At 68.0% G+C, this 19,955-nt stretch carries 20 protein-coding genes, 1 tRNA gene and 1 pseudogene; 10 read left to right on the top strand and 12 right to left on the bottom strand.

Translation table 11 applies throughout. From position 1 onward, the window contains the following. Positions 1–122: 122 nt before the first annotated feature. Complete coding sequence (locus tag NNW99_RS16735; RefSeq protein ID WP_251058106.1) at positions 123–257, bottom strand: DUF397 domain-containing protein; 135 nt, start codon at positions 255–257, stop codon at positions 123–125. Further along, positions 217–1,134 carry a helix-turn-helix transcriptional regulator gene (locus tag NNW99_RS16730; RefSeq protein WP_215119948.1) on the bottom strand — a complete coding sequence of 306 codons (918 nt, stop codon included), beginning with the start codon at positions 1,132–1,134 and terminating at the stop codon, positions 217–219. The genes NNW99_RS16735 and NNW99_RS16730 overlap by 41 nt, the downstream gene beginning before the upstream one ends. Positions 1,135–1,313: 179 nt before the next feature. On the opposite strand from NNW99_RS16730, the gene NNW99_RS16725 reads away from it, so the two are divergent. Continuing rightward, positions 1,314–1,754 carry an ATP-binding protein gene (locus NNW99_RS16725; RefSeq protein ID WP_215119947.1) on the top strand — a complete coding sequence of 147 codons (441 nt, stop codon included), beginning with the start codon at positions 1,314–1,316 and terminating at the stop codon, positions 1,752–1,754. A 47-nt stretch (positions 1,755–1,801) separates the two neighbouring features. Here NNW99_RS16725 and NNW99_RS39135 read toward each other — a convergent pair. The 4 genes and pseudogenes from NNW99_RS39135 to NNW99_RS16710 all read right to left on the bottom strand — a co-directional run. Further along, a pseudogene (locus NNW99_RS39135) lies at positions 1,802–2,035 on the bottom strand (hypothetical protein); the annotation flags it as partial. After that, positions 2,036–3,748 (bottom strand): hypothetical protein, encoded by a 1,713-nt coding sequence (locus NNW99_RS16720; protein WP_255986507.1) that lies wholly within the window; start codon positions 3,746–3,748, stop codon positions 2,036–2,038. Between the two features lie 196 nt (positions 3,749–3,944). Next, positions 3,945–4,799 (bottom strand): GNAT family N-acetyltransferase, encoded by an 855-nt coding sequence (locus tag NNW99_RS16715; protein ID WP_370869141.1) that lies wholly within the window; start codon positions 4,797–4,799, stop codon positions 3,945–3,947. A gap of 517 nt (positions 4,800–5,316) precedes the next feature. Further along, positions 5,317–5,607, bottom strand: a complete 291-nt coding sequence (locus NNW99_RS16710) for a hypothetical protein (protein WP_215119944.1) — start codon at positions 5,605–5,607, stop codon at positions 5,317–5,319. A 421-nt stretch (positions 5,608–6,028) separates the two neighbouring features. Between NNW99_RS16710 and NNW99_RS39130 the strand changes: the two genes are divergently transcribed. From NNW99_RS39130 to xerC, 5 genes are all read left to right on the top strand, one after another. Further along, positions 6,029–6,421 carry a GIY-YIG nuclease family protein gene (locus NNW99_RS39130; RefSeq protein ID WP_370869202.1) on the top strand — a complete coding sequence of 131 codons (393 nt, stop codon included), beginning with the start codon at positions 6,029–6,031 and terminating at the stop codon, positions 6,419–6,421. Continuing rightward, on the top strand, positions 6,418–7,695 hold the full coding sequence (locus NNW99_RS16705) for a DNA sulfur modification protein DndB (RefSeq protein ID WP_215119942.1): 1,278 nt from the start codon (positions 6,418–6,420) through the stop codon (positions 7,693–7,695). The genes NNW99_RS39130 and NNW99_RS16705 overlap by 4 nt, the downstream gene beginning before the upstream one ends. 279 nt (positions 7,696–7,974) lie before the next feature. Continuing rightward, positions 7,975–8,982: a DUF3631 domain-containing protein gene (locus NNW99_RS16700; RefSeq protein ID WP_370869140.1), complete on the top strand. Its 1,008-nt coding sequence runs from the start codon at positions 7,975–7,977 to the stop codon at positions 8,980–8,982. 216 nt (positions 8,983–9,198) lie between these two features. Further along, complete coding sequence (locus NNW99_RS16695) at positions 9,199–9,408, top strand: helix-turn-helix domain-containing protein (protein ID WP_030235725.1); 210 nt, start codon at positions 9,199–9,201, stop codon at positions 9,406–9,408. 74 nt (positions 9,409–9,482) lie between these two features. After that, positions 9,483–10,688 (top strand): tyrosine recombinase XerC, encoded by a 1,206-nt coding sequence (gene xerC, locus NNW99_RS16690; RefSeq protein ID WP_215119941.1) that lies wholly within the window; start codon positions 9,483–9,485, stop codon positions 10,686–10,688. A gap of 83 nt (positions 10,689–10,771) precedes the next feature. Here xerC and NNW99_RS16685 read toward each other — a convergent pair. The 3 genes from NNW99_RS16685 to NNW99_RS16675 form a co-directional block, all read right to left on the bottom strand. Next, a tRNA-Pro gene (locus NNW99_RS16685) sits at positions 10,772–10,845 on the bottom strand. A 47-nt stretch (positions 10,846–10,892) separates the two neighbouring features. Next, the gene (locus NNW99_RS16680; protein ID WP_215119940.1) at positions 10,893–11,663 is read right to left on the bottom strand and encodes a Pr6Pr family membrane protein; all 771 of its coding nucleotides are present in this window, start codon (positions 11,661–11,663) and stop codon (positions 10,893–10,895) included. 266 nt (positions 11,664–11,929) lie between these two features. Then, entirely contained in the window at positions 11,930–12,856 is a 927-nt protein-coding gene (locus tag NNW99_RS16675; RefSeq protein WP_215119939.1) for a metallophosphoesterase, read from the bottom strand. Between the two features lie 157 nt (positions 12,857–13,013). Between NNW99_RS16675 and NNW99_RS16670 the strand changes: the two genes are divergently transcribed. Then, complete coding sequence (locus NNW99_RS16670; protein ID WP_215119938.1) at positions 13,014–13,478, top strand: GatB/YqeY domain-containing protein; 465 nt, start codon at positions 13,014–13,016, stop codon at positions 13,476–13,478. A 79-nt stretch (positions 13,479–13,557) separates the two neighbouring features. Here NNW99_RS16670 and NNW99_RS16665 read toward each other — a convergent pair whose 3' ends face one another. Beyond that, positions 13,558–15,858 (bottom strand): transglycosylase domain-containing protein, encoded by a 2,301-nt coding sequence (locus NNW99_RS16665; protein ID WP_215119937.1) that lies wholly within the window; start codon positions 15,856–15,858, stop codon positions 13,558–13,560. Positions 15,859–16,266: 408 nt separating this feature from the next. Here NNW99_RS16665 and wblA point away from each other — a divergent pair, with 408 nt between their 5' ends. Beyond that, complete coding sequence (wblA, locus tag NNW99_RS16660) at positions 16,267–16,605, top strand: transcriptional regulator WblA (RefSeq protein WP_215119936.1); 339 nt, start codon at positions 16,267–16,269, stop codon at positions 16,603–16,605. A 90-nt stretch (positions 16,606–16,695) separates the two neighbouring features. Here wblA and NNW99_RS16655 read toward each other — a convergent pair whose 3' ends face one another. After that, positions 16,696–18,144, bottom strand: coding sequence for an ArsA family ATPase (locus NNW99_RS16655; RefSeq protein WP_215119935.1), 1,449 nt, complete (start codon positions 18,142–18,144; stop codon positions 16,696–16,698). Between the two features lie 70 nt (positions 18,145–18,214). Then, positions 18,215–19,192, bottom strand: a complete 978-nt coding sequence (locus NNW99_RS16650; RefSeq protein WP_215119934.1) for an ArsA-related P-loop ATPase — start codon at positions 19,190–19,192, stop codon at positions 18,215–18,217. A 106-nt stretch (positions 19,193–19,298) separates the two neighbouring features. Between NNW99_RS16650 and NNW99_RS16645 the strand changes: the two genes are divergently transcribed. Both NNW99_RS16645 and NNW99_RS16640 read left to right on the top strand, forming a co-directional pair. Continuing rightward, positions 19,299–19,457: a DUF4177 domain-containing protein gene (locus NNW99_RS16645; protein ID WP_097218487.1), complete on the top strand. Its 159-nt coding sequence runs from the start codon at positions 19,299–19,301 to the stop codon at positions 19,455–19,457. Further along, on the top strand, positions 19,457–19,918 hold the full coding sequence (locus tag NNW99_RS16640) for a RidA family protein (RefSeq protein ID WP_184594579.1): 462 nt from the start codon (positions 19,457–19,459) through the stop codon (positions 19,916–19,918). The genes NNW99_RS16645 and NNW99_RS16640 overlap by 1 nt, the downstream gene beginning before the upstream one ends. Positions 19,919–19,955 lie beyond the last annotated feature (37 nt).

The following is a 19,955-nucleotide window of genomic DNA, read 5'->3' as shown; positions in this document are numbered from 1 at the left end:
GAGGGAGGGTGGGTGGGTAGTTCTTTCCCCCGGTTCTTTCAGGAGGTCAGCGGCCCGCCGGACCCTCGCGAACAAGGGCCCGGTGAGCCCGGAAGGCGGACGACGACCGGAATCCGGCTGCCTCAGGAACGGTCGCGCCCGGCCTTCAACTCGCCTATGAAGGCGCTCCAGGAGCCGGCTTCGAAGCACAGCGCCGGACCGTACGGCACCTTGCTGTCACGAACCGGGACGACGGCCCTTCGGAACCCGTCGGCCACCTCCACGCAGTCGCCCCCCTCCTGATTGCTGTAGCTGCTCTTGCGCCAGACGGCGCCGTTCAGATCGAGACGGGACGTTCGCTCCACGGTGGTTGTCCTCCATCACGGATCGGATCATGTCGAGCGACATGAGCGGCGGCAGAGCTGCCGCCCGCAGCCGATCGTAAGTCAGCGCGAATCCCCTGACCTCGTCCGGATCCTCGATGAGTTGGCCGTAGTGCGCGCCTTCCGTGTAGGCGATCTCCGAGCCGTCCGGCATGGTGAGAACTGTGAGCGAGCCACCCATGACCTCGTGCTCGCCCTGGTCGAACGGCAGTACCTGCACGGTGATGTGAGGTTCTGTTCTGGCCGTGAGCAGTCGCGCCAACTGCTCCCGCATCACCACCTGGCCACCGACGGGGCGCCGGAGCACAGCCTCGTCGAGGACCACCCACAACTCGGGGCGATCGCTTGTTCCGAGGCGCTCCTGTCGTCCCATACGAAGGGCGACGCGCTCTTCCAACTGCTCCTCGCTGCCGAGCGTCCGACCGACTCTCAGTACCGCCCGCGCGTAGTCCTCTGTCTGCAACAGACCAGGCACCACATGAGCCGCGTACTGCCTGATGACCACCGCCCGGGCCGAGTACTCCATGAACTTCCGCGACCAGTCCGGAAACGCCTCGCGGTACACGAACGGCCACAACTCGACCAGCAGATCATCCGCACCGAGAGCCGCGTCCAGCGCACGCGCCAGCTCCAGCGTCGGCTTCGCTCCGGACGCCCGCTCGATCTGCGTGATCCGCGTGCTCACCACATGCGCCCTGCCTCCCAGCTCGGCCTGGGTCAGCCCGGCCGCCGTACGGAGCCTGCGTACCCGTACGCCGAAGAGCGCGGCCATCGACGCACGGGGGTCAATTCCGTTGGCCAAAACATCACTTCCGTTCCTTACGGGGTGAAAAGTAAGGCTGTGTCACCTGTCGAGCGTAGGGCGACCGGGCGACCCTTGAACACGGAACGTGATGACTCACGTACGCCACGAAGGCGCCCCGCGCTCGACAGACAAGGACGGACCCGCCCGTGCCGACCGGAACGACCACCCCAGAACTCCGTTCATTCACAGCCCAGTTCGTCTCCTCAACGCGAGGCGCGCGGCTGGCCCGGCGTCTGGCGGTGAGGCGTATGAAGGAGTGGGGCTACCCGCCGGCGTCCGACGCGTCCTTCACGCTCGCCCTCGTCGTCGGCGAACTCGCCGCGAACGCCGTACAGCACGGCCGGATCCCCGGACGCGACTTCACCCTCCGGCTCACCCTCGACGCGGCCGCCGGCCTGGTGTGCATCGAGGTCGCGGACGCAGCCTCCGCGAAGCGCCCGCCCACCGCCCCACCCTCGTCCTGCCCCGAGGGCGAGTCCGGCCGGGGGCTGCTCCTGGTGGATGCCCTGGCCGTGCGGTGGGGGGTGGTACCTCGTCGGCCGGTGGGCAAGACGGTGTGGGCGGAGGTGTCTGTCGACGGCGGCTGACTACCGAGGTGTGCCGCGCCCGGGCGGGTCACACAACGACGTCAGAGGCGCTGCGAGACCAGGATGCGGTGGCCGTCGCCTATGCCGAGGACGCCCCTGGCGAAGAGTTTGGTACTCACAGGCGGTCAGCAGCGCGTCCCGCATCCGTGGGTCTCGCCGCCGTTTCTCGGGCGCTGCCAGGGCGTCCGTCTCGCAAGCTCCACTCAGCCGCCCGGTGGCCCCGCTGGCCCGCAGTTCCCGAACCCCAGTCCGGGACTGCCGGGCCCGCGATCGGTCCGTACCTACTCGGCATCGCAGGTCGTGGCCTCGGATGCAGTCGGTTCGGTAGACCTCGTGCCCGTACTCTCGCCCGTCCTGCCCGCCTCGATGGAGGCGTGACGCCGGCGCAGAAGCTCGTCGCGTTCGACGTCCGGGATCGCCATCGACTCGGCAAGCACGGCGGCGAGCGCGTCCACGTGAGCGTTCTCCATGTCAGCCTGGAAGAGCCACCGGATGTTCTCGTCGCGGGTGATGAGGTCGATCGCCAAGCGCGCGCTTCTGTCCTGCGTGGTCGTTGCTCGGACGTATCGCACGTGGTCGATCGGGATGACCTGACGGATCTCGGCCTGCTCGAGGAACGCGTTCGTCCGGGCCGTGATGATGCGGCGATCCGTGACGGCGACCAGTGTCCGTGCCGCAGCCTTGTCCCTCGCCGCCGCCAACTTCTCCTTCGCTCCGCCGAGGATCGCGGAAACGGGACCGAGGGCATCGAGCTGGTCGGGGAAACCGAGGACACGGAGGGTCTCACCGTCATCGAGGAGCCATCGCAGGATGCGAAGGTGCGGCTCGAGATCCAGCGATTCGGGTGCGCAGACGACGTCCGGGGCCTCGAGCGGAGGGGCCGGTGGATGGAGAGCATCGGCAAGAGGCTCGACCGCCTCCAGAAGACGGGCCGAGGATTCGCGGGCTGCCTTCACGTCCTTCCGCTTGCCCGGCAGCGGCCATGCGTCGGGTCCGGGGAGCTCGGCGATGATCCGCAACTCCCGCGTCAGCGAGTCGACAAGGCTCGTCGCCTCGGCGAGAGCGGAGTCGAACTCCGCGCGGGTGTCACGCGCGATGACCTCGGCGTACTGCGCCTCGGCGGGGTCATCGAGTCCAGCGGCTCTCGCCCTCGCGGCACGGAGCGCGTGATACCCGGTCCATGCCTTGAGAGAGGACAGGAGGGCGTAGGCGTCGAAGGCGATCGCCTCGGCGTTCGTCTGCAGATACTCGCGGTGACTGCGCGCGTCGGCCCGACCGATCTGCTTGACGTGGTCGCCGACGTTCCCCCGGTAGAGCTCGAGCTGCTTCTGCAGCAGCGCTCCACTGCCCGCGACGTCCTCCCACAAGGACGTCGGGACTGATTCGATCTCTCGCGCCTGGTCGACCGCGCGATCGATGGCGGCGACGAGCCCCGTCAGTTCGGCCCACTGATCCTTGCGGATGGTGGTGAGAACCTGACTCGTCACCGCGAGGTTGGTTCTGACGAGCCCCGAGACCTCACTCAGCATCATCTGCAGGGCGACCATGGCCAGCGCCGGCCCGACCGAGGCCGCGGTCTGCGCCTTGCTCACCGCATTGACGGGGTAGAAGCGGGCCGCGTGCAGGATGCGGCCAGGCACCATCACCGTCCCGAGGTTTGCGCCGTCCTTGACAGCGAGCGTCGCTCCGCTCCTCAGCAGAGCCTGCGCCGTGTCGCCGATCCTGTAGAGCCCCTGCACGCTGGCGAACGCGTTTCCGAGATTGCCGACCACGGTCGCCGCGTTCCCGATCGAGGCGAGGACCGCTGAGATCTGCTTGCGGTCGGCAGCCGGCACGATCCCGAAGTCGATCAGATCGGGCTTCAACTCCGGCGGAACCTCACCGGCGACGACAGCCACCCCTGGGAGCACCTCCACCAGGACCGTCGACCCGTCCTCAACAGCTGAGTCGGCGGCACCACTCCGGCCGCTCTCCTCAGGCTCGTCGATCTCCATCGAGTCCGAAGGGTCCCCCATGCGATCTCCTCCCCGCGGGCGCACGCAACGGCCGGACGTCGTCGGCGTTGAGTGCCGAAGTCTACGGCTCAACACCCCCCGGTTCAGCCCGAATCCACCGGACTGACTCTGCCCCGCGGAACCTCTCCCCGCGGAGCTGACGCGGGCGGTCCCCCCCCGTATGCGGGCCGCAAATTTACGACCGCGCGGGTTGGTTGGCGATCAGCAGGGTGACGTCGGCAGGGCGAAAGCCCAGGCGGTGGTAGATGCGAGCGACGCTGTCCTGCGCATAGGCGAGAAAGATTGTGCGCACTCCGTGGTCGCGGGCGTGGGTGGCCAGCGCCGCCGTGACAGCTGCGGCCAGACCCTGGCGACGAGCGGTGGGGAGGGTGCCAACGCCACCGATCTCGGTGGTGCCGTCGGCTGGGTGGTAGTGGCCGACGGCGAGCGGGGTGCCGTCCGACGCGAGGGCAGCAATGAGTGTCTTGTGCCCGGCGCGGACAGTGGGGCGGGTGCTCTCGATTGTGCCGTCCGCGGTCACTTCCTCAGCCGCTACTGCCAGTTCCGCATGGCCTGCGGCACTCGCAACAGTGCCCTCCGCGGCGAAAGCCAGTCGAGGCAGAGCAAGAACCGCAGGGAGTGCTGGGTCGTCGGCCGTCAGCACTCGGATCGTGACGCCGTCCGGCAACGGCTGCGGAGGGATAGGGAGGTGCGGGTCGAGGGCCATGAGCGGGCGTTCCGCCACCGGCAGGCCGGCGGCCTCAATACGGGCGCGCAGAGTTGGGGCTGCCCCGGCGAGCCACTCGAAAGCCTCCGGTACGCCGAGTTCACACTGCCGAGCACATACCCGTGCGATGTCAGCTGCGGTGACCATCCCGGCGCTCTCCGCGGTGGGCTGAGCATGACTCGGGCCGCCGTAGTACGGGGCTCCCGGTTCCTTTCGTACGAACAGCCGTAACGGGCCGAACTCTTCGGCATCGGCGAACAGCAGCGGCACGGTGGCGTAGTACTGCTCGATACGAGCACACAGCGAGTCGCTCATACGGCGCATCCCACCACGGAGCAGCGGCACACCGCACCCGAAAACGAACCCGGAGGAACTCGTCCACATGGATCTTCACTCCGGCCACGTCGGGCTGGTACCCGAGGGGGGCACCTCAGGGGCCCACCCGGTGCCGGTCACCGGCACCGCACTGCAATGGAGGAGCTGGGTTGCAAAGAGAGCGCCGCGTCCCGCTGACCGCCTCTCAAGATCACACCCAGCTGACACCCAGAAGCCCACGAAAACGAGTCAGGGGCCTGATCCACTTTCGCGGATCAGGCCCCTGACCTGGTGTTTCAACTGTCGGGGTGGCGGGATTTGAACCCACGACCTCTTCGTCCCGAACGCGATCAGGCGCCTTGTGACCCTGGTTTGGGGCCGCTGACCTGCCTGTTGCCCTCCATGACAGTCCATGACTGTCCGGGACAGTCATGCGGCTGCTGCTGCGTTTGGCCCCCTGTTTGGCCCCCGGCTCTGGTATTGCCCGAAGGCCGAAGGGCAGGCCTCACGCCGTTCGCCAGATCGGTTAGTCGTCGTCCTCGTCGAAGTCGTGACCGTTGCTTGCGGCCTTGGCCCCGTCAAGAAGGCCGTGGGCGTAAGCCGCCGCGTTCGCCCTACGTGCGGAGTTGTGTGTCGCGACGAGGGTGACGACGACTGTGCCCACTACGGTGACAGCAAAGCCGCCGGCCGCTACGGCAATCTGCTTCCAAGACGGCCCGGACCTGACGGGGCCTGCTTCGGCTTGAGCAGCCTCGCTGGCTACAGGACCGGAGGCCTCGGACGCCATCTCTTCACCGTTCTCCGGGACCTTGCTCATCAGGCTGCACCTTCCAACTGCCCTGGCAGCCAGGCCGATACGGCTGCTTTCTGATCGCTCTCCCCCGCATTCTGGGCCATTCGCCCCGTGAGGCACCACCTGGTTCGGTCAGGTCGATCCAGCCTGTCACCAGTCACTGGGGTGGAACTTGCCCTTCCGTTCGGACGGCTGGCACTCCCAGGGCGGGCCCTCCGTGACCTTGCTACGACGTCACTGACCTGCACGTGCATTCCTCGGGACTGCCTGTCGTCGTCCAGGACGATCCGTGGACGAGTGCGTCGTCTGGCCCCCTCTTTGGCCCCAGTGTGGGGCGGTGGGGAGCATGTGACTGACCGTCTGTTTGTGGCCAGAGCTTGTCAGTTTGCAGAAACAGTGTCATGGTGAAGACGTGTCAGAAGTTTGTACAAGCAATCCCGAGGTGATGATGGCAGCGGGCGGTACGGGCGCCGAGGTGCGTGACGAGAACGCGCTCCTTGAAGCTCCCGCTCTGGCAGTAGATGGTTCGGTCCCCTATTGGCCGAGTCAGTGTCTGGCGGTGCCGAGGCGGGGTGGCGTGTACGTCATCCATGACATGCGAGGCTCCCTGTACATCGGCCGAAGCGACTGCTTGTACGACCGCTTTCACGCTCACTACGAGTACAGCCACAACCAGCGGCTCCGCCGTGCACTCCGACGCCCAGCCGGGTGCATTCACTTCTCATGGGTGCTCGCTCACGGCGAGCACCAGAAGGCTCTTGAACAGCGCCTCATTCGCGACCTGCACCCCCTGTGCAACCACATCCGATACACCACCACCAAGGAGGGGTCATCATGACGACCACTGTTCCGGCGATCAAGAGCAAGATGGGCTCCATCGAGTACTACAACGCCAAGCTGCGCGCCGCAGACCTTGCCGCTATCGCCCGGGCGGCGAGCAAGGGTGACGACTGGGCCAACCTGAGCATCGAAGAGCGGCTGCAGCGGGCACTCAATGACAAGCGAGTCCGTGAGGAGATCGTGCCTTACCTCGCGAACGCGGAGGACCGCTTCTTCGGCTCCATCATCGTCCTGATTTACGAGCCTAAGGTCTTCGCCTATGAGTCGTTCGGTAAGTGGCTCAACGGCGAGACGCCAGCGGCGTACAACGAGGTCATCCAGCAACTGGGCGTCCTGACCATCGATGGAGGCGACCTTATCGTCCTGGATGGGCAGCACCGATGGTCAGCGTTGCGGGCCCTCATCAACCGCGTGAACGACAAGGGACAGGAGATTACCGGTCCGTTCGTCGGCGATGTGAGGGAGGACGAGCTGGCCGTGATCTTCATCCCGTTCTATGGATCGGAGACCACTCGGCGCATCTTCAACAAAATCAACCGGTCAGCCAAGCCCACTGGGCGCAGCGACAACATCATCACCAGCGAGGATGACGGGTACGCCATCCTTACCCGCAAGCTCGTCGCGGCCGGGGAACCCCTCAGTGTTGCAGACTCCAAGGGCGAGCTCATCGTCAACTGGAGGAGCAACACCCTGTCGGACCGGAGTTCCCAAATCACCACTGTCAGTGCCGTATACGAGACCGTCAAGGCGATCTGCAAGGAGAACGGCTTCCACTTCGAGGAAAAAGAGCGCGTCGTCCGCCCGAGCGACCATGAATTGGACGCTGCTTACGACCATGTGGCGCAGTGGTGGACCAGCCTCCTTGAGCACCTCAGCGTCTTCAAGGAAGCCGTCGATGCACCGGACCTCATCTCCACGCTTCGCAAGAACGAAACCGACAACCTGCTGCTAAAGCCCGCAGCGCAAATCGCGGTAATGCGCGGGCTCCTCATTGCCACTCGACGCTACGGTCTTAAGAACGTCCAGGCGATCAAGCGGCTCAACAAGATCAACTGGGACATGCACTGCCCGCTGTGGCGCGACGTGCTCATCTCTGCAGGAGATCGAATCGTCGCCCGAAACGAGAACTACGCTCGTACGGCGGAACTCATCGCCTACCTGCTCGCGGGGAGTAGTGCGAACTACACCGATGAAGACAAGGACCGCCTCCGCGAGAGCCTTGCAGAGTTCAAGAACGATTCGGCCTACGAGCTGCCCAAGCCCGTGGCCTAGTGAGTTTAGACCGCTCCGAAGAAGGGGGCCGCTCCATGAGCGGGCCCCCTTGGTGCGTTGCGGGAGTCCAACGCTCAAGAAGCTCCAGTTAAGGTGCTCGTGACCTACTAGCGGGGCATGAAGCCCGGCTTCTGCTCGGCAAGCGAGTGAAGCCGCGCAAGGTAGTCCTGAGCCGCTGATTCGGAGCTGTACCGGCGTCGCATCTCGGCAGCGAGTTCCCGGCTCGTCATGATGAGCGACGGCACCGACTGGCGGTCCCCTTCGAGAGCCCGCTCCCCCATGATGAGTGCCTGCTCCAAGTCACCCTCACGCGCTGCCGTGACTCCCAGCGTGACCCTCGCCCTCGTGCCGCAACCGATGGTCGCGGTCAACGCCTCCGCCTCCGCGCTCTTCCGCGCGGTGTCCGGGATGGAGGGACGGCCCACGATCCTGTTCGACGAGATCGACACCGTATTCGGGCCCAAGGCCGGAGAGAACGAACAGCTCCGCGGCTTCCTGAACGCAGGTCACCGCCGCTCCGGCGTCATGTGGCGCTGCGTGGGCGACGGCTCCAACCAGCAGGTACAGGAGTTCCCGTCGTTCTGCGGGGTCGCGGTCGCCGGACTCGGCTCACTGCCGGACACGATCCTCACGCGCTCGGTCATCGTCCGCATGCGCCGCCGCGCGCCGAACGAGCGGGTGGAGCCGTTCCGGCAGCGCATCCACGAGAAGGAGGGCCACGCGCTGCGCGACCGGCTCGCCGCATGGGCGCAGTCCGTCCGTCACCTGGTCGACGGGGTGTTCCCGGAACTACCGGAGGGCATCAGCGACCGGCCCGCGGACGTGTGGGAACCCCTGCTCGCCGTGGCCGACGCGGCAGGCGGGGCGTGGCCGGTGCGGGCCCGCGCCGCCTGCATCGAGCTGGTCAACGCGGCCAAGACCAGCGACAAGGGCAGCATCGGCATCCGCCTGCTCACGGACCTGCGTGACTACGTGTTCAACGGCATCGACCGCCTGCCCACCGTCGCCATCCTCGACAGGCTCCACAGCCTCGAAGAGGCGCCGTGGGCGGACATGAGCGGCAAGCCGCTCGATGCCCGCGGGCTCTCTCGGATGCTGCGGGAGTACATGACCGCGGACAACACCCCCATCGCGGCCCGCAACATCAAGGCAGGCGGCAGTGTGATGAAGGGCTACTACGCGACCGATCTGCACGACGCATGGCAGCGATACTGCCCACCCCCCGCGGAAAGTGCGCTACTTCCGCTACCTCCGCTACCGGGCAGCTCAGAGGCGGTTTCCGGGTAGCGGCAAGCCGCTCTGCATCCGCTACCCAACGCCCAATCCGCTACCCGCCCCGCGGTCACGATTCCGGGGCCGGTAGCGGCTCCATCCGCTACTCGCACCCTTATCCGCTACTTCGATCATGCCCCTGACCAGGGCGGTAGCGGAGGTAGCGGAAGTAGCGGACCTGACAGGAAGGGGGCCACCGCCCCCGGAACCCTGCCGAGGAGGCACCGCCGCATGGCCACCGTCGCTGAACCCGCCGAACAGCTCCTCTACCGGCCGGAAGAGGCCGCCAAGGCTCTCAGGATCGGACGCTCGATGGTCTACGAGGAGATACGCCTCGGACGACTTCAGACCGTCCGCATCGGCCGTCGCCGTCTCGTACCGCCGGAGTACATCGAGCGGTACGTCGAACTGCTCAAGCGCGAGGCAGAAGCCACCGCCTGAACTACCCACCACCCCAGTTCCACAGGGCCGCGCCTGTCAGGGCGCGGCCCTGTCTCATGGAGGCACAACAGAAGATGACCGAGACCCCGAAGCGTGCCCAAAGGGCTGGCCACGGTGCGGACACGATCTACTGGGACCCCGTCAAGAAGAGCTACGTGGGGGCCGTTTCCCTGGGGTACGCCCCGAACGGCAAGCGCCGTCGACCGAAGGTGTACGGCAAGACGAAGACCGAAGTACGCCAGAAAATCCGTGATTTGAAGAAGGAGGTGCAGACCGGCGTCAAGGCTCCGGCCAACTACACCGTGGCCGACGCGGTGAACGACTGGTTGGAGCGCGGGCTTAAGGGGCGCGACGAGAAGGGCACCATCGGCAAGAACCGCTCGATGGCGAACAAGCACCTGATCCCGTTCATCGGCAAGGCCAAGCTGAAGGAATTCAGCGCGGACGACGTTGACGACTGGTTGGACGACAGGGCCGAATTCCTCGCGACGCGAAGCCTGCGTGACCTGCTCGCCATCCTGCGCCGCTCCATCGCCCACGCTCAGCGCAGGGACAAGGCTGCGCGGAACGTCGCCCTACTCGTCACCGCTCCGGAGGGGCGCCCCGGCCGACCGAGCAAGGCACTGAACCTGGAGCAGGCGAAAGCCGTGCTCACCGCCGCGCGCCCGTCACGGCTGTACGCCTACCTCGTGCTCTCGCTGCTCAGCGGTGTGCGCACGGAAGAGGCGCGGCCCCTCACCTGGGATCACGTCTTCCTGGAGACGACGGACGGCATCCCGCCTCACGTCGCCGTGTGGCGTTCGGTGCGCAAGCACGGTGAGACCAAGACCAGGAAGAGCCGCCGGACCATCGCTCTGCCGAAGCAGGTGGTCGACGTCCTCGAAGAGCACATGCGATGGCAGAAGCAGGAGCGGGCATCGAGAGGGACGGAGTGGAGCCCGACCGGCCGCGTCTTCACGACTCGGAGCGGCGAGCCGCTTGACGCGGCCAACGTCCGGCGAGACTTCAAGGCCATCGTGAAGAAGGCCGGACTAAAGCCGGAGTGGACGCCGAGGGAACTCCGGCACAGCTTCGTGTCCCTGCTCTCCGACCACGGCATCCCCCTGGAGCGGATCGCGCTCTTGGTCGGTCACAGCAGTCAGGCGACCACAGAGGCGGTCTACCGCAAGCAGCTCCGGCCCGTGATCACGCAGGGTGCCGAAGCGATGGATGACATCTTCGCCGAAGATCAGGAAGGGGAGGACGCGGAGGGCGACGAAGAGGGCGACGCAGTGGCCTGATCAAATTCGTTTGGCCCCCCGTTTGGCCCCCCAAGCACGACAGAGGGCCATTCGCAATCATGCGAATGGCCCTCTGACCAGCGTCGGGGTGGCGGGATTTGAACCCACGACCTCTTCGTCCCGAACGAAGCGCGCTGCCAAGCTGCGCTACACCCCGATGTCGCTGCTGTCGCGGCGACGACGTTTACTTTAGCCCACCGGTGGCTAGAGACGAAATCCGGTTTTCCAGGGGTGCCGGAGGGGGTTCGGGCGGGCGTGGTCGAGGGCTACGAGGAGGACCGCCAGGGCGTAGAAGGCGAGGCCGAGGAGGAGGGCGTTGCCGAGGACCTTCTTGTAGCCGTCCTGGTCGACGTCCAGGAAGGGGTAGAGGTAGCGGCCGGACGAGCCCGGGAGGAGCAGTTCGCCTCGGATGAGGGAGAAGGCCAGGTAGGCCAGGGGGTAGAGCAGCCAGGTGCTGGCCTGGCGCAGGTGCAGGCGGCCCGGGGGCGTGAGCAGGAGCCAGTCCAGTACGGCCGCGATCGGGGTCACCGTGTGGAGGGTCACGTGGGTCAGGGCCTGCCAGCCCGTCTGGTGGGCCGCTTCGCCCGTGAGGGAGAAGGGGCTGGCCTCGTTCGCCAGGAGCAGGTGGTAGGCCAGGGCCGCGATCACGACGTAGAGCGTCGTCGCGCCCAGGACGGCTCCCGGGAGGGGGCGGGCGGCCGTCCAGGCGCGGCGGGCCGAGAGGGCCATGACCAGCGCCAGCAGGATGTTGCTCTGGATCGCGAAGTAGCCCAGGGCCCGGGTCGGGTCGCCGAGGAGCAGTTCGAGTGTCACGCCGGCGGCCGCCGCGGCGGCGACCAGCAGGCGGAAGGCCGCGGCCGCGGGGCGGCGGACCGGGCTGACGACGGCCGTGGCCGGGACGGGGGAGGGCTTCAGCGCGGGCCTGCCCGGTATCGCGGGCAGGTCCGGGATGTCCCTGGGTATCGGGGCGGTCATGCCCCCACGCTGGCAGAAACGGACATAGGGGGCGATGTGGGCGGGGCTGTGTGGGTTAGTCGCCCGTCACCCCGCCGGTCCGGCCGCGAGCCGCGCCATTCTCGCCGCTCCAGCCGCTCCAGCCGCTCCAGCCGCTCCAGCCGCTCCAGCCGCTCCGGTCACTCCGGCCGCTCCAGCCACCCCGGCAGCCACTCCGGCCGCTCCAGCCCCTCCGGCCGCGAGACGCGCCTTTCTCGCCGCTCCGGCCACTCGGGCCGCGAGCCCCGCTACTCCCGCCCCACCAACGTCAGCAACGTCGCCTCCGGTGGGCACGCGAACCGTACCGGTGTGTAGCGGCTCGCGCCGCAGCCCGCCGACACGTGCAGATACGACGTACGGTCCTCCACCGTGTGCGTCGACAGGCCCTTCACCCGGTCCGTGTCCAGGTCGCAGTTGGTGACCAGGGCGCCGTAGAAGGGGATGCAGACCTGGCCGCCGTGGGTGTGGCCGGCCAGGATCAGGGGGTAGTCGTCGGCCGTGAAGGCGTCCAGGGAGCGCAGGTAGGGCGCGTGGACGACGCACATCGAGAAGTCGGCGGAGTCGGACGGGCCGCCGGCCACCTGCGCGTAGCGGTCCCGCTTGATGTGCGGGTCGTCCAGGCCCGTCAGCTCCAGCGAGACGCCCTCGATCTTGAGCGTGCCGCGGGTGTTGGTCAGGTTGAGCCAGCCCGCCGCGTCGAAACCGTCGCGCAGGTCCTCCCACGGGTTGTGCACCACACCCACGGCCGGGGCGTTGCCGTTGAGGCCGTGGCGGCCCTGGGCCCTCTCCAGCAGGTAGCGGGCGGGATTGCGCAGGGTGGGGCCGTAGTAGTCGTTGGAGCCGAAGACGTACGCGCCCGGGAACTCCATCAGGGGGCCGAGCGAGTCCAGGACCTCCGGGACGCCCTCCGGGTCGGAGAGGTTGTCGCCCGTGTTGATCACGAAGTCGGGGCGCAGGCCCGCCAGGGACCGCAGCCAGCGCTGCTTCTTGCGCTGGCCGCCGACCATGTGGATGTCGGAGACCTGCAGCACACGCAGGGGGCGCATCCCGGGGGGCAGGACCGGGACGGTCACCCGTCGGAGGCGGAAGGAGCGGGCCTCGAAGCCCGCGGCGTACAACAGACCGGCGGCACCAGCCGCCGCGATTCCCAGGGGGACTCCGTATCGCGCGCGCATACGACCATCGTCTCAGACCCCGGACGCCGACCCTGCCGGGCGCTGCCCGAAATCCCCTCGCGGCACCGGTGCTTCGACCGGCCTCCCGCCCGAAGTCCGGCCACCGGCCCGCAAAACAGGGGGCGTCCTTCCTCCCGCACCTGCGACAATCAGCCCCATGACCACGCTCAAGTCGAAGCTGCAGGATGACCTCAACGTTGCGATCAAGGAGCGCGACGAGCTCCGCTCCTCGACGCTCCGGCTGACGCTCGCCGCGATCACCAAGGAGGAGGTCGCGGGCAAGGAGAAGCGCGAGCTCTCCGACGACGAGGTGCAGAAGGTGATCACCCGCGAGGCCAAGAAGCGCCGCGAGGCCGCCGAGGCCTTCGCGCAGGGCGGTCGTGCCGAGAGCGCCGAGCGGGAGAAGGCCGAGGGCGAGGTGCTCGCCGAGTACCTGCCCAAGCAGCTGTCCGACGACGAGCTCCAGCAGATCGTGGCCCAGGCCGTCGAGGAGGCCAAGGCCGCCGGGGCCGAGGGGCCGCGGGCCATGGGTGCCGTCATGAAGATCGTGAACCCGAAGGTGGCCGGGCTGGCCGAGGGCGGCCGCGTCGCCGCCGTGGTGAAGAAGCTGCTCGCCGGCTGACCGGATCACCTCACAGGGGTGGCCCCCGACGTCCCGTCCAGGACATCGGGGGCCACCCCTGTTCGCTCACATCGGCGGCTCAGCCGAACCGCCCACCATTGCCATTGCCCCCGCCGTTGTCCTGCCCCCGGAAGAAGCCCTCGGGGAGGGAGAACGACGGCGTGGGAATGGGCTGGCCGCCCCCGCCGCCGTTGTTGTTGCCGCCGACCAGGCCGCCGATGAAGCCGCCGTTGCCGTTGCCGTTGTCACCGTCGTCGCGGTCGCCCTCGTCGCCGTCTTCGTCGCCGCGGCCCTTGTGGTTGCCGTCCGGGATGTGGACGTCGTTGAACTGCTCGACGGGCTTGCCCTCCAGCGCGCCGGACATCATGTCGCGCCAGATCGGACCGGGGACCTCACCACCGAAGACCTTGCCGTACGAACGGCCGCCGATGGTGATGCCGGACATCTTCCGCTTGTGCGCCGGGTCGCCGACCCACACCGCGCCGGCCATGTTCGGGGTGTAGCCCACGAACCAGGCCGCGTAGCGCTCGTCGGTCGTACCGGTCTTGCCCGCGCTGGGACGGCCGCCGAGGCCCGCCTTCGAGCCCGTACCGTCCTCGACGACGCCCTTCAGCAGCGCGTTGATCGTGTCGGCGGTCTTCTCCGACATCGCGCGCGAGCAGGTGGACTTCGGGACCTCCAGCGACTTGGTCTTGTCACCGACCCGCTGGCTGACCGACTCGATGGCGATCGGCGTGCAGTACATGCCGCGCGCGGCGAAGGTCGCGTACCCGTTCGCCATGGTCAGCGGGGAGACCTCCTGGGTGCCGAGGGCGATGGACGGCACCTGCGGCATCTTGTCTCCGTCGGCCCGCTGGACGCCCATCTTCTTCGCCATCGTCGTCACCGGGCAGATGCCGATGTCGCTGATCATCTGGACGTAGTAGGTGTTGACCGACTTGGCGGTCGCTTCCTTCATGTCGTACGGGCCGACCTCCGAGCTGTTCTCGTTCTCCAGCTTGGCGGGGTTGTTCCGGTCGTTGACCCACCTCTTGCCGTCGCAGGCGGAGACGGGGCTGGGGTAGGCCATCTGGTACGGCGAGGAGTACACCTTGTTCGCCGCCATGCCGTCCTCGAGGGCCGCGGCGGCCACGATCGGCTTGAACGTCGAACCGGGCTGGTAGCCCATGCCGCCGCCCATGTCGTCGTCGGCGGACAGGTTGAGGGTCGTCTCGCCCTTCTTGATGTCGACGCCGTACGGACGTGACTGGCCCATGGCGAGGATCTTGCCGGTGCCGGGCTGGACGATGCTGGCGGCGGTGGCCACCTCGTCGCTCTGGTAGACGTGGTCCTTGATGGACCGCTGCGCCGACTTCTGGGCCGCCGCGTCCATGGTGGTGCGGATGGTGAGGCCGCCCTGGTTCCAGATCTTCGCCCTGGCCTCCTTGGTCTTGCCGAAGACCTTGTCGTTCAGGAAGACCTCGCGCACGTAGTCACAGAAGAAGCCCGCGCCCTTGACCGCCGTGATGCAGCCGTTCCTGGGCTTGCTGACCTTGAGGCCGAGCGGTGCCTTCATCGCCTCGGCGGCCTGCGGCCGGGAGATGTCGCCGACAGCGGCCATGCGCTGGAGCACGATGTTGCGGCGCTTGGTGGCCTCCGCCTCGTCGTTGACCGGGTCGTACCGGCTGGGCGACTGGACGATGCCGGCGAGGAGGGCCGACTCCTGGATGTTGAGGTCCTGGGCGGACTTGGAGAAGTAGCGCTGGGCCGCGGCCTCGACGCCGTAGGCCTGCTGGCCGAAGAACGTGATGTTCAGGTAGTTCTCGAGGATCTTCTTCTTGCCGAGCTCTTCCTCGACCTGGATCGCGTACTTCAGCTCGCGGATCTTGCGGCCGATGGTCTGCTGGGTGGCCTGCGCGACCTTCGTCGGGTCGTCGCCGGCCTCCTCGACGAAGACGTTCTTCACATACTGCTGCGTCAGGGTCGAGGCGCCCTGGGAGACCTCGCCGCTGCGCGCGTTCTTGTTGAGGGCGCGCAGGACGCCCTTCAGGTCGACCGCGCCGTGCTGGTAGAAGCGCGAGTCCTCGATCGCGACGATCGCCTTCTGCATGTACGGCGAGACGTCCTTGAGCGGGACCACCGTGCGGTCGCGCGAGTAGACCGTGGCGATCTGGCCGCCGTCGGCGTCGAGGATCGTGGTGCGCTGGCTCAGCGGCGGTGTCTTCATGTTGGCGGGGAGCTCGTCGAAGCTCTCGACCGAGCCCTTCGCAGCGAGCCCCAGCGCGCCCACTGCGGGCAGCGCGATGCCGGCCAGTACGGCTCCCGCGAGGACACTGACACCGAGGAACTTGGCGGCCTGCTGCGCAGGAGACAGACCACCGCCCGAGCTCTTCTTTGGCATGAGGGCAGCCTACGTTCTCATTCGCCGGACAGGCGTATATGCCTTGGCCTAAGCTGCTCTCAACTGTCACAGCAGTGAGGCCACGTATCAATACGTCCGGCGACCCCGAATCGTTCCGGGTGTTCCCCAACTTTTTTGGTGGGGTCGTGTCCGAATCCGCCTTGTGTGTCATACGGCGTCCGTTGTGACGCAACATAACTGTCCTGGTTTGCCGGGAAAGTTACGTATGTCGCCAGCTCACTCCCCCGGGTGATCTGCCGCTTACCCATAGTCCGTTCGGGCCATTCAAGATTGGGCCCGAAGGGGGTGTTGCGCTGTGCCCACCTTCCGTAACGTCCTCAACTGGCGGCGGTGAATATGCCGCTGCCGCCGTGGGGGAGCCTCGATTCGGGAGAGGACGGCGCCGGTATGGGCTGGGTAGTCGACTGGAGTGCGCAGGCGGCCTGCCGCACTACCGATCCGGACGAACTGTTCGTTCAGGGAGCAGCGCAGAACAGGGCCAAGGCGGTGTGCACCGGATGTCCGGTGCGTACGGAGTGCCTGGCCGACGCGCTCGACAATCGCGTCGAGTTCGGCGTGTGGGGAGGCATGACGGAGCGGGAGCGCCGCGCACTGCTGCGCAGGCGTCCCACGGTGACGTCCTGGCGCCGGCTGCTGGAGACGGCGCGCAGTGAGTACGAGCGTGGCACGGGTGTCGTGTCCCTCGACGACGACGAGATCTACGAGAACTACGCCGCGGTGGGGTGAGCCCGGGTCGGCTGAGTCCCTGTGGGCTGAGCTGCGATGAGCTGACTCGCGATGAGCTGAGGAGTTCCGGTCGAGGGCCCGTACGGGCCCTCAGGCATCTCGGCCGGGCGACTCCGGCTCGGCAGGGTCGGGAAGCTCGCGTTCGTTCGCCGCGAGCCGGTCGCCGATGTCGCGGAGTCCCGCGAGGTCGTGCACATCGCCGGGCAGCGCGGCCACTTCCGTCACGGCCACCTCGGGGTGGAGCGCGGTGAAGCGGTCACGCGTGCGCTGCTCACGGGAGAGCAGCTGCATGCGCTCGGCGTGCAGCCTCAGCAGGCCTGCCGTGAGCTGGTCCACGGATCGCTCGGCGTCTTCGGCGTTCTCGGCGTCTGCCGTGTCCTCGGCGTCATCTGCGTCCTCGGTGGGGGAGCCACCCTCGGGGGCCGATGCCGACGCCGGTTCTGGAGTCTGAGCTGGGGTCTGAGCTGGGGTTTCGGACGTGGAAGAGGCTGAACTGTCGTATGCGTCGGGGGAGTTACGAAGTCCAGCTTTCCCGCCCTCCTGATCCACAATGCGGGGCTCTTCAAGATTTTCCGCGGCGGCGAGCGCCCGCTCGGCCGACAGCCGGTCGGCCCCGCTGCCGTGGACCCGGTTGAGCACCAGACCGGCGAGCGGCATGTCCTCCGCGGCCAGGCGCTCCACGAAGTACGCGGCCTCGCGCAGCGCGTCCCGCTCCGGGGCCGCGACCACGAGGAAGGCCGTCCCGGGCGCCTGGAGCAGCTTGTACGTCGCGTCAGCGCGGGTGCGGAAGCCGCCGAACGTCGTGTCCATCGCGGAGACGAACGTCTGGACGTCCTTGAGGAGCTGACCGCCGAGCAGCTTGCCGAGGGTGCCGGTCATCATCGACATCCCGACGTTCAGGAACTTCATCCCGGCGCGCCCGCCCAGCTTCGCCGGCGCCGTCAGCAGCCGGATCAGCCGCCCGTCCAGGAACGACCCGAGCCGCTTGGGCGCGTCCAGGAAGTCCAGGGCCGAGCGGGACGGCGGGGTGTCGACGACGATCAGGTCCCACTCGTCCCGGGCCCGGAGCTGCCCGAGCTTCTCCATCGCCATGTACTCCTGCGTGCCCGCGAAGCCCGCCGAGAGCGACTGGTAGAAGGGGTTGCCCAGGATCGCGGCCGCCCGCTCGGCGTCCGCGTGCACCTCGACGATCTCGTCGAAGGTGCGCTTCATGTCGAGCATCATCGCGTGCAGCTCGCCGCCCGCGGAGTCGTCGATGCCCTTGACCCGGCGCGGGGTGTTGTCCAGGGAGTCGATGCCCATGGACTGGGCGAGCCGGCGGGCCGGGTCGATGGTGAGGACGACCACCTTGCGGCCCCGCTCGGCGGCGCGCAGGCCCAGGGCCGCCGCGGTCGTGGTCTTGCCGACCCCGCCCGAGCCGCAGCACACCACGATCCGGGTCTTCGGGTCCGCCAGCAGCGGATCGACGTCGAGCAGGGCGGCGGGGGCCATGCGGGGGCGGGCCGGGTCGTGCGTGTGGGCCGGGTCCGGACGACTCATGACATCCCCTGCTTCCGACTCATGACGGGCCTTGCCTGTGTGTCCTCACTCATGACGCGTGTGCCCCGGCTCATGACACGCCCTGCCCGCGCAGCTCGCGGGCCAGCGCGTACAGCCCCGCCAGGTCCATGCCCTCGGCGAACAGTGGCAGTTCGTGCAGCGGCAGGCCCAGCTCGGCGAGCACCGCACGCTGCTCGTGCTCCAGCGCGTACCGCTCGCCGTACTCCTCGGCCTGGGTGAGCAGCGGGTCCACCAGCCGCTCGGCGTGCCCGCCGCGGCGCGCCCCGCCGAGCCCGGCGGACGACAGCGAGCGCGCGACAGTGGAACGCGTGGCCGTCCGGACGAGTTCCAGATCGGTCTCGTCCAACACCTCCGGGCGCACCATGTTCACGATGATCCGCCCGACCGGCAGCCGCGCCGACCGCAGCTCGGCGATGCCGTCCACGGTCTCCTGGACGGGCATCTCCTCCAGAAGCGTCACCAGGTGCACGGCCGTCTCGGGCGACTTCAGCACCCGCATCACGGCCTGTGCCTGATTGTGTATCGGGCCGATCTTGGCGAGGCCCGCGACCTCGTCGTTGACATTGAGGAAGCGGGTGATGCGGCCGGTGGGCGGCGCGTCCATCACGACGTAGTCGTAGGTGAACCGTCCGCTGCGCTCCTTGCGCCGCACCGCCTCGCACGCCTTGCCGGTGAGGAGTACGTCCCTCAGGCCCGGCGCGATGGTGGTGGCGAAGTCGATCGCGCCGAGCTTCTTCAGGGCCCGTCCGGCGCTGCCCAGCTTGTAGAACATCTGGAGGTAGTCCAGAAGGGCCAGTTCGGGGTCGATGGCAAGCGCGTACACCTCCCCGCCCCCTGGAGCGACGGCGATCTTCCGCTCCTCATAAGGCAGCGCTTCAGTTTCGAAGAGCTGCGCGATGCCCTGGCGGCCTTCGACCTCGACGAGAAGCGTCCGCTTCCCCTCCGTGGCCAAGGCCAGCGCTAGGGCTGCGGCCACCGTGGTCTTGCCGGTTCCGCCCTTGCCGCTGACGACCTGGAGCCTGCTCACGTATTCGAGCCTAACCAGTCGGCGTCCGGACTACTCCGGAGGCTGTGGACAACCGCCGCAGTGGTCGGCCGCCTGCCCCTGTCCGCCAGGGGCTAGAGTCGGCCGCATGACCAAGTGGGAATACTCAACCGTGCCGCTGCTCGTCCACGCCACGAAGCAGATTCTGGACACCTGGGGCGAGGACGGCTGGGAGCTCGTCCAGGTCGTGCCCGGGCCGAACAACCCCGAGCAGCTCGTGGCCTACCTGAAGCGGGAGAAGCAGTAATGGGCGCCGTCGAGGCGAAGCTGGCCGAGCTCGGTCTGACCCTGCCCGACGTCGTCCCGCCGCTGGCCGCGTACCAGCCGGCCGTGCAGAGCGGGCCGTACGTCTACACCGCCGGGCAGCTCCCGATGGTGGACGGCAAGCTTCCGGTCACCGGCAAGGTCGGCGCGGAGGTCACCCCGGAGGAGGCCAAGGAGCTGGCGCGCACATGCGCGCTGAACGCCCTGGCCGCGGTCAAGTCCGTCGCCGGTGACCTGGACCGCATCGCGCGCGTGGTGAAGGTCGTCGGCTTCGTGGCCTCGGCCTCGGACTTCACGGGCCAGCCCGCGGTGCTGAACGGCGCGAGCGAGCTGCTCGGCGCGGTCCTCGGCGACAAGGGCGTGCACGCGCGCAGCGCGGTGGGTGTGGCGGTGCTGCCGCTGGACGCCCCGGTGGAGGTCGAGATCCAGGTGGAGCTGGCGTAGCTTCCCCGCGAGGGACGCCGCCCTCTCAGGGGCCACT

Source organism: Streptomyces sp. CRCS-T-1 (assembly GCF_024442335.1).
Classification (GTDB): domain Bacteria; phylum Actinomycetota; class Actinomycetes; order Streptomycetales; family Streptomycetaceae; genus Streptomyces; species Streptomyces koelreuteriae.
This window is presented reverse-complemented; position numbering and strand designations above follow the sequence as displayed.

Bases quoted from the DNA above. Each gene is read 5' to 3' on its own strand.
- NNW99_RS16730 (WP_215119948.1), bottom strand. From the start codon at position 1,134: ATGGCCGCGCTCTTCGGCGTACGGGTACGCAGGCTCCGTACGGCGGCC.
- NNW99_RS16720 (WP_255986507.1), bottom strand. From the start codon at position 3,748: ATGGAGATCGACGAGCCTGAGGAGAGCGGCCGGAGTGGTGCCGCCGAC.
- NNW99_RS16715 (WP_370869141.1), bottom strand. From the start codon at position 4,799: ATGCGCCGTATGAGCGACTCGCTGTGTGCTCGTATCGAGCAGTACTAC.
- NNW99_RS16710 (WP_215119944.1), bottom strand. From the start codon at position 5,607: ATGAGCAAGGTCCCGGAGAACGGTGAAGAGATGGCGTCCGAGGCCTCC.
- NNW99_RS39130 (WP_370869202.1), top strand. From the start codon at position 6,029: ATGATGGCAGCGGGCGGTACGGGCGCCGAGGTGCGTGACGAGAACGCG.
- NNW99_RS16705 (WP_215119942.1), top strand. From the start codon at position 6,418: ATGACGACCACTGTTCCGGCGATCAAGAGCAAGATGGGCTCCATCGAG.
- NNW99_RS16700 (WP_370869140.1), top strand. From the start codon at position 7,975: ATGATGAGTGCCTGCTCCAAGTCACCCTCACGCGCTGCCGTGACTCCC.
- NNW99_RS16695 (WP_030235725.1), top strand. From the start codon at position 9,199: ATGGCCACCGTCGCTGAACCCGCCGAACAGCTCCTCTACCGGCCGGAA.
- xerC (WP_215119941.1), top strand. From the start codon at position 9,483: ATGACCGAGACCCCGAAGCGTGCCCAAAGGGCTGGCCACGGTGCGGAC.
- NNW99_RS16680 (WP_215119940.1), bottom strand. From the start codon at position 11,663: ATGACCGCCCCGATACCCAGGGACATCCCGGACCTGCCCGCGATACCG.
- NNW99_RS16675 (WP_215119939.1), bottom strand. From the start codon at position 12,856: ATGCGCGCGCGATACGGAGTCCCCCTGGGAATCGCGGCGGCTGGTGCC.
- NNW99_RS16670 (WP_215119938.1), top strand. From the start codon at position 13,014: ATGACCACGCTCAAGTCGAAGCTGCAGGATGACCTCAACGTTGCGATC.
- NNW99_RS16665 (WP_215119937.1), bottom strand. From the start codon at position 15,858: ATGCCAAAGAAGAGCTCGGGCGGTGGTCTGTCTCCTGCGCAGCAGGCC.
- wblA (WP_215119936.1), top strand. From the start codon at position 16,267: ATGGGCTGGGTAGTCGACTGGAGTGCGCAGGCGGCCTGCCGCACTACC.
- NNW99_RS16655 (WP_215119935.1), bottom strand. From the start codon at position 18,144: ATGAGTCGTCCGGACCCGGCCCACACGCACGACCCGGCCCGCCCCCGC.
- NNW99_RS16645 (WP_097218487.1), top strand. From the start codon at position 19,299: ATGACCAAGTGGGAATACTCAACCGTGCCGCTGCTCGTCCACGCCACG.
- NNW99_RS16640 (WP_184594579.1), top strand. From the start codon at position 19,457: ATGGGCGCCGTCGAGGCGAAGCTGGCCGAGCTCGGTCTGACCCTGCCC.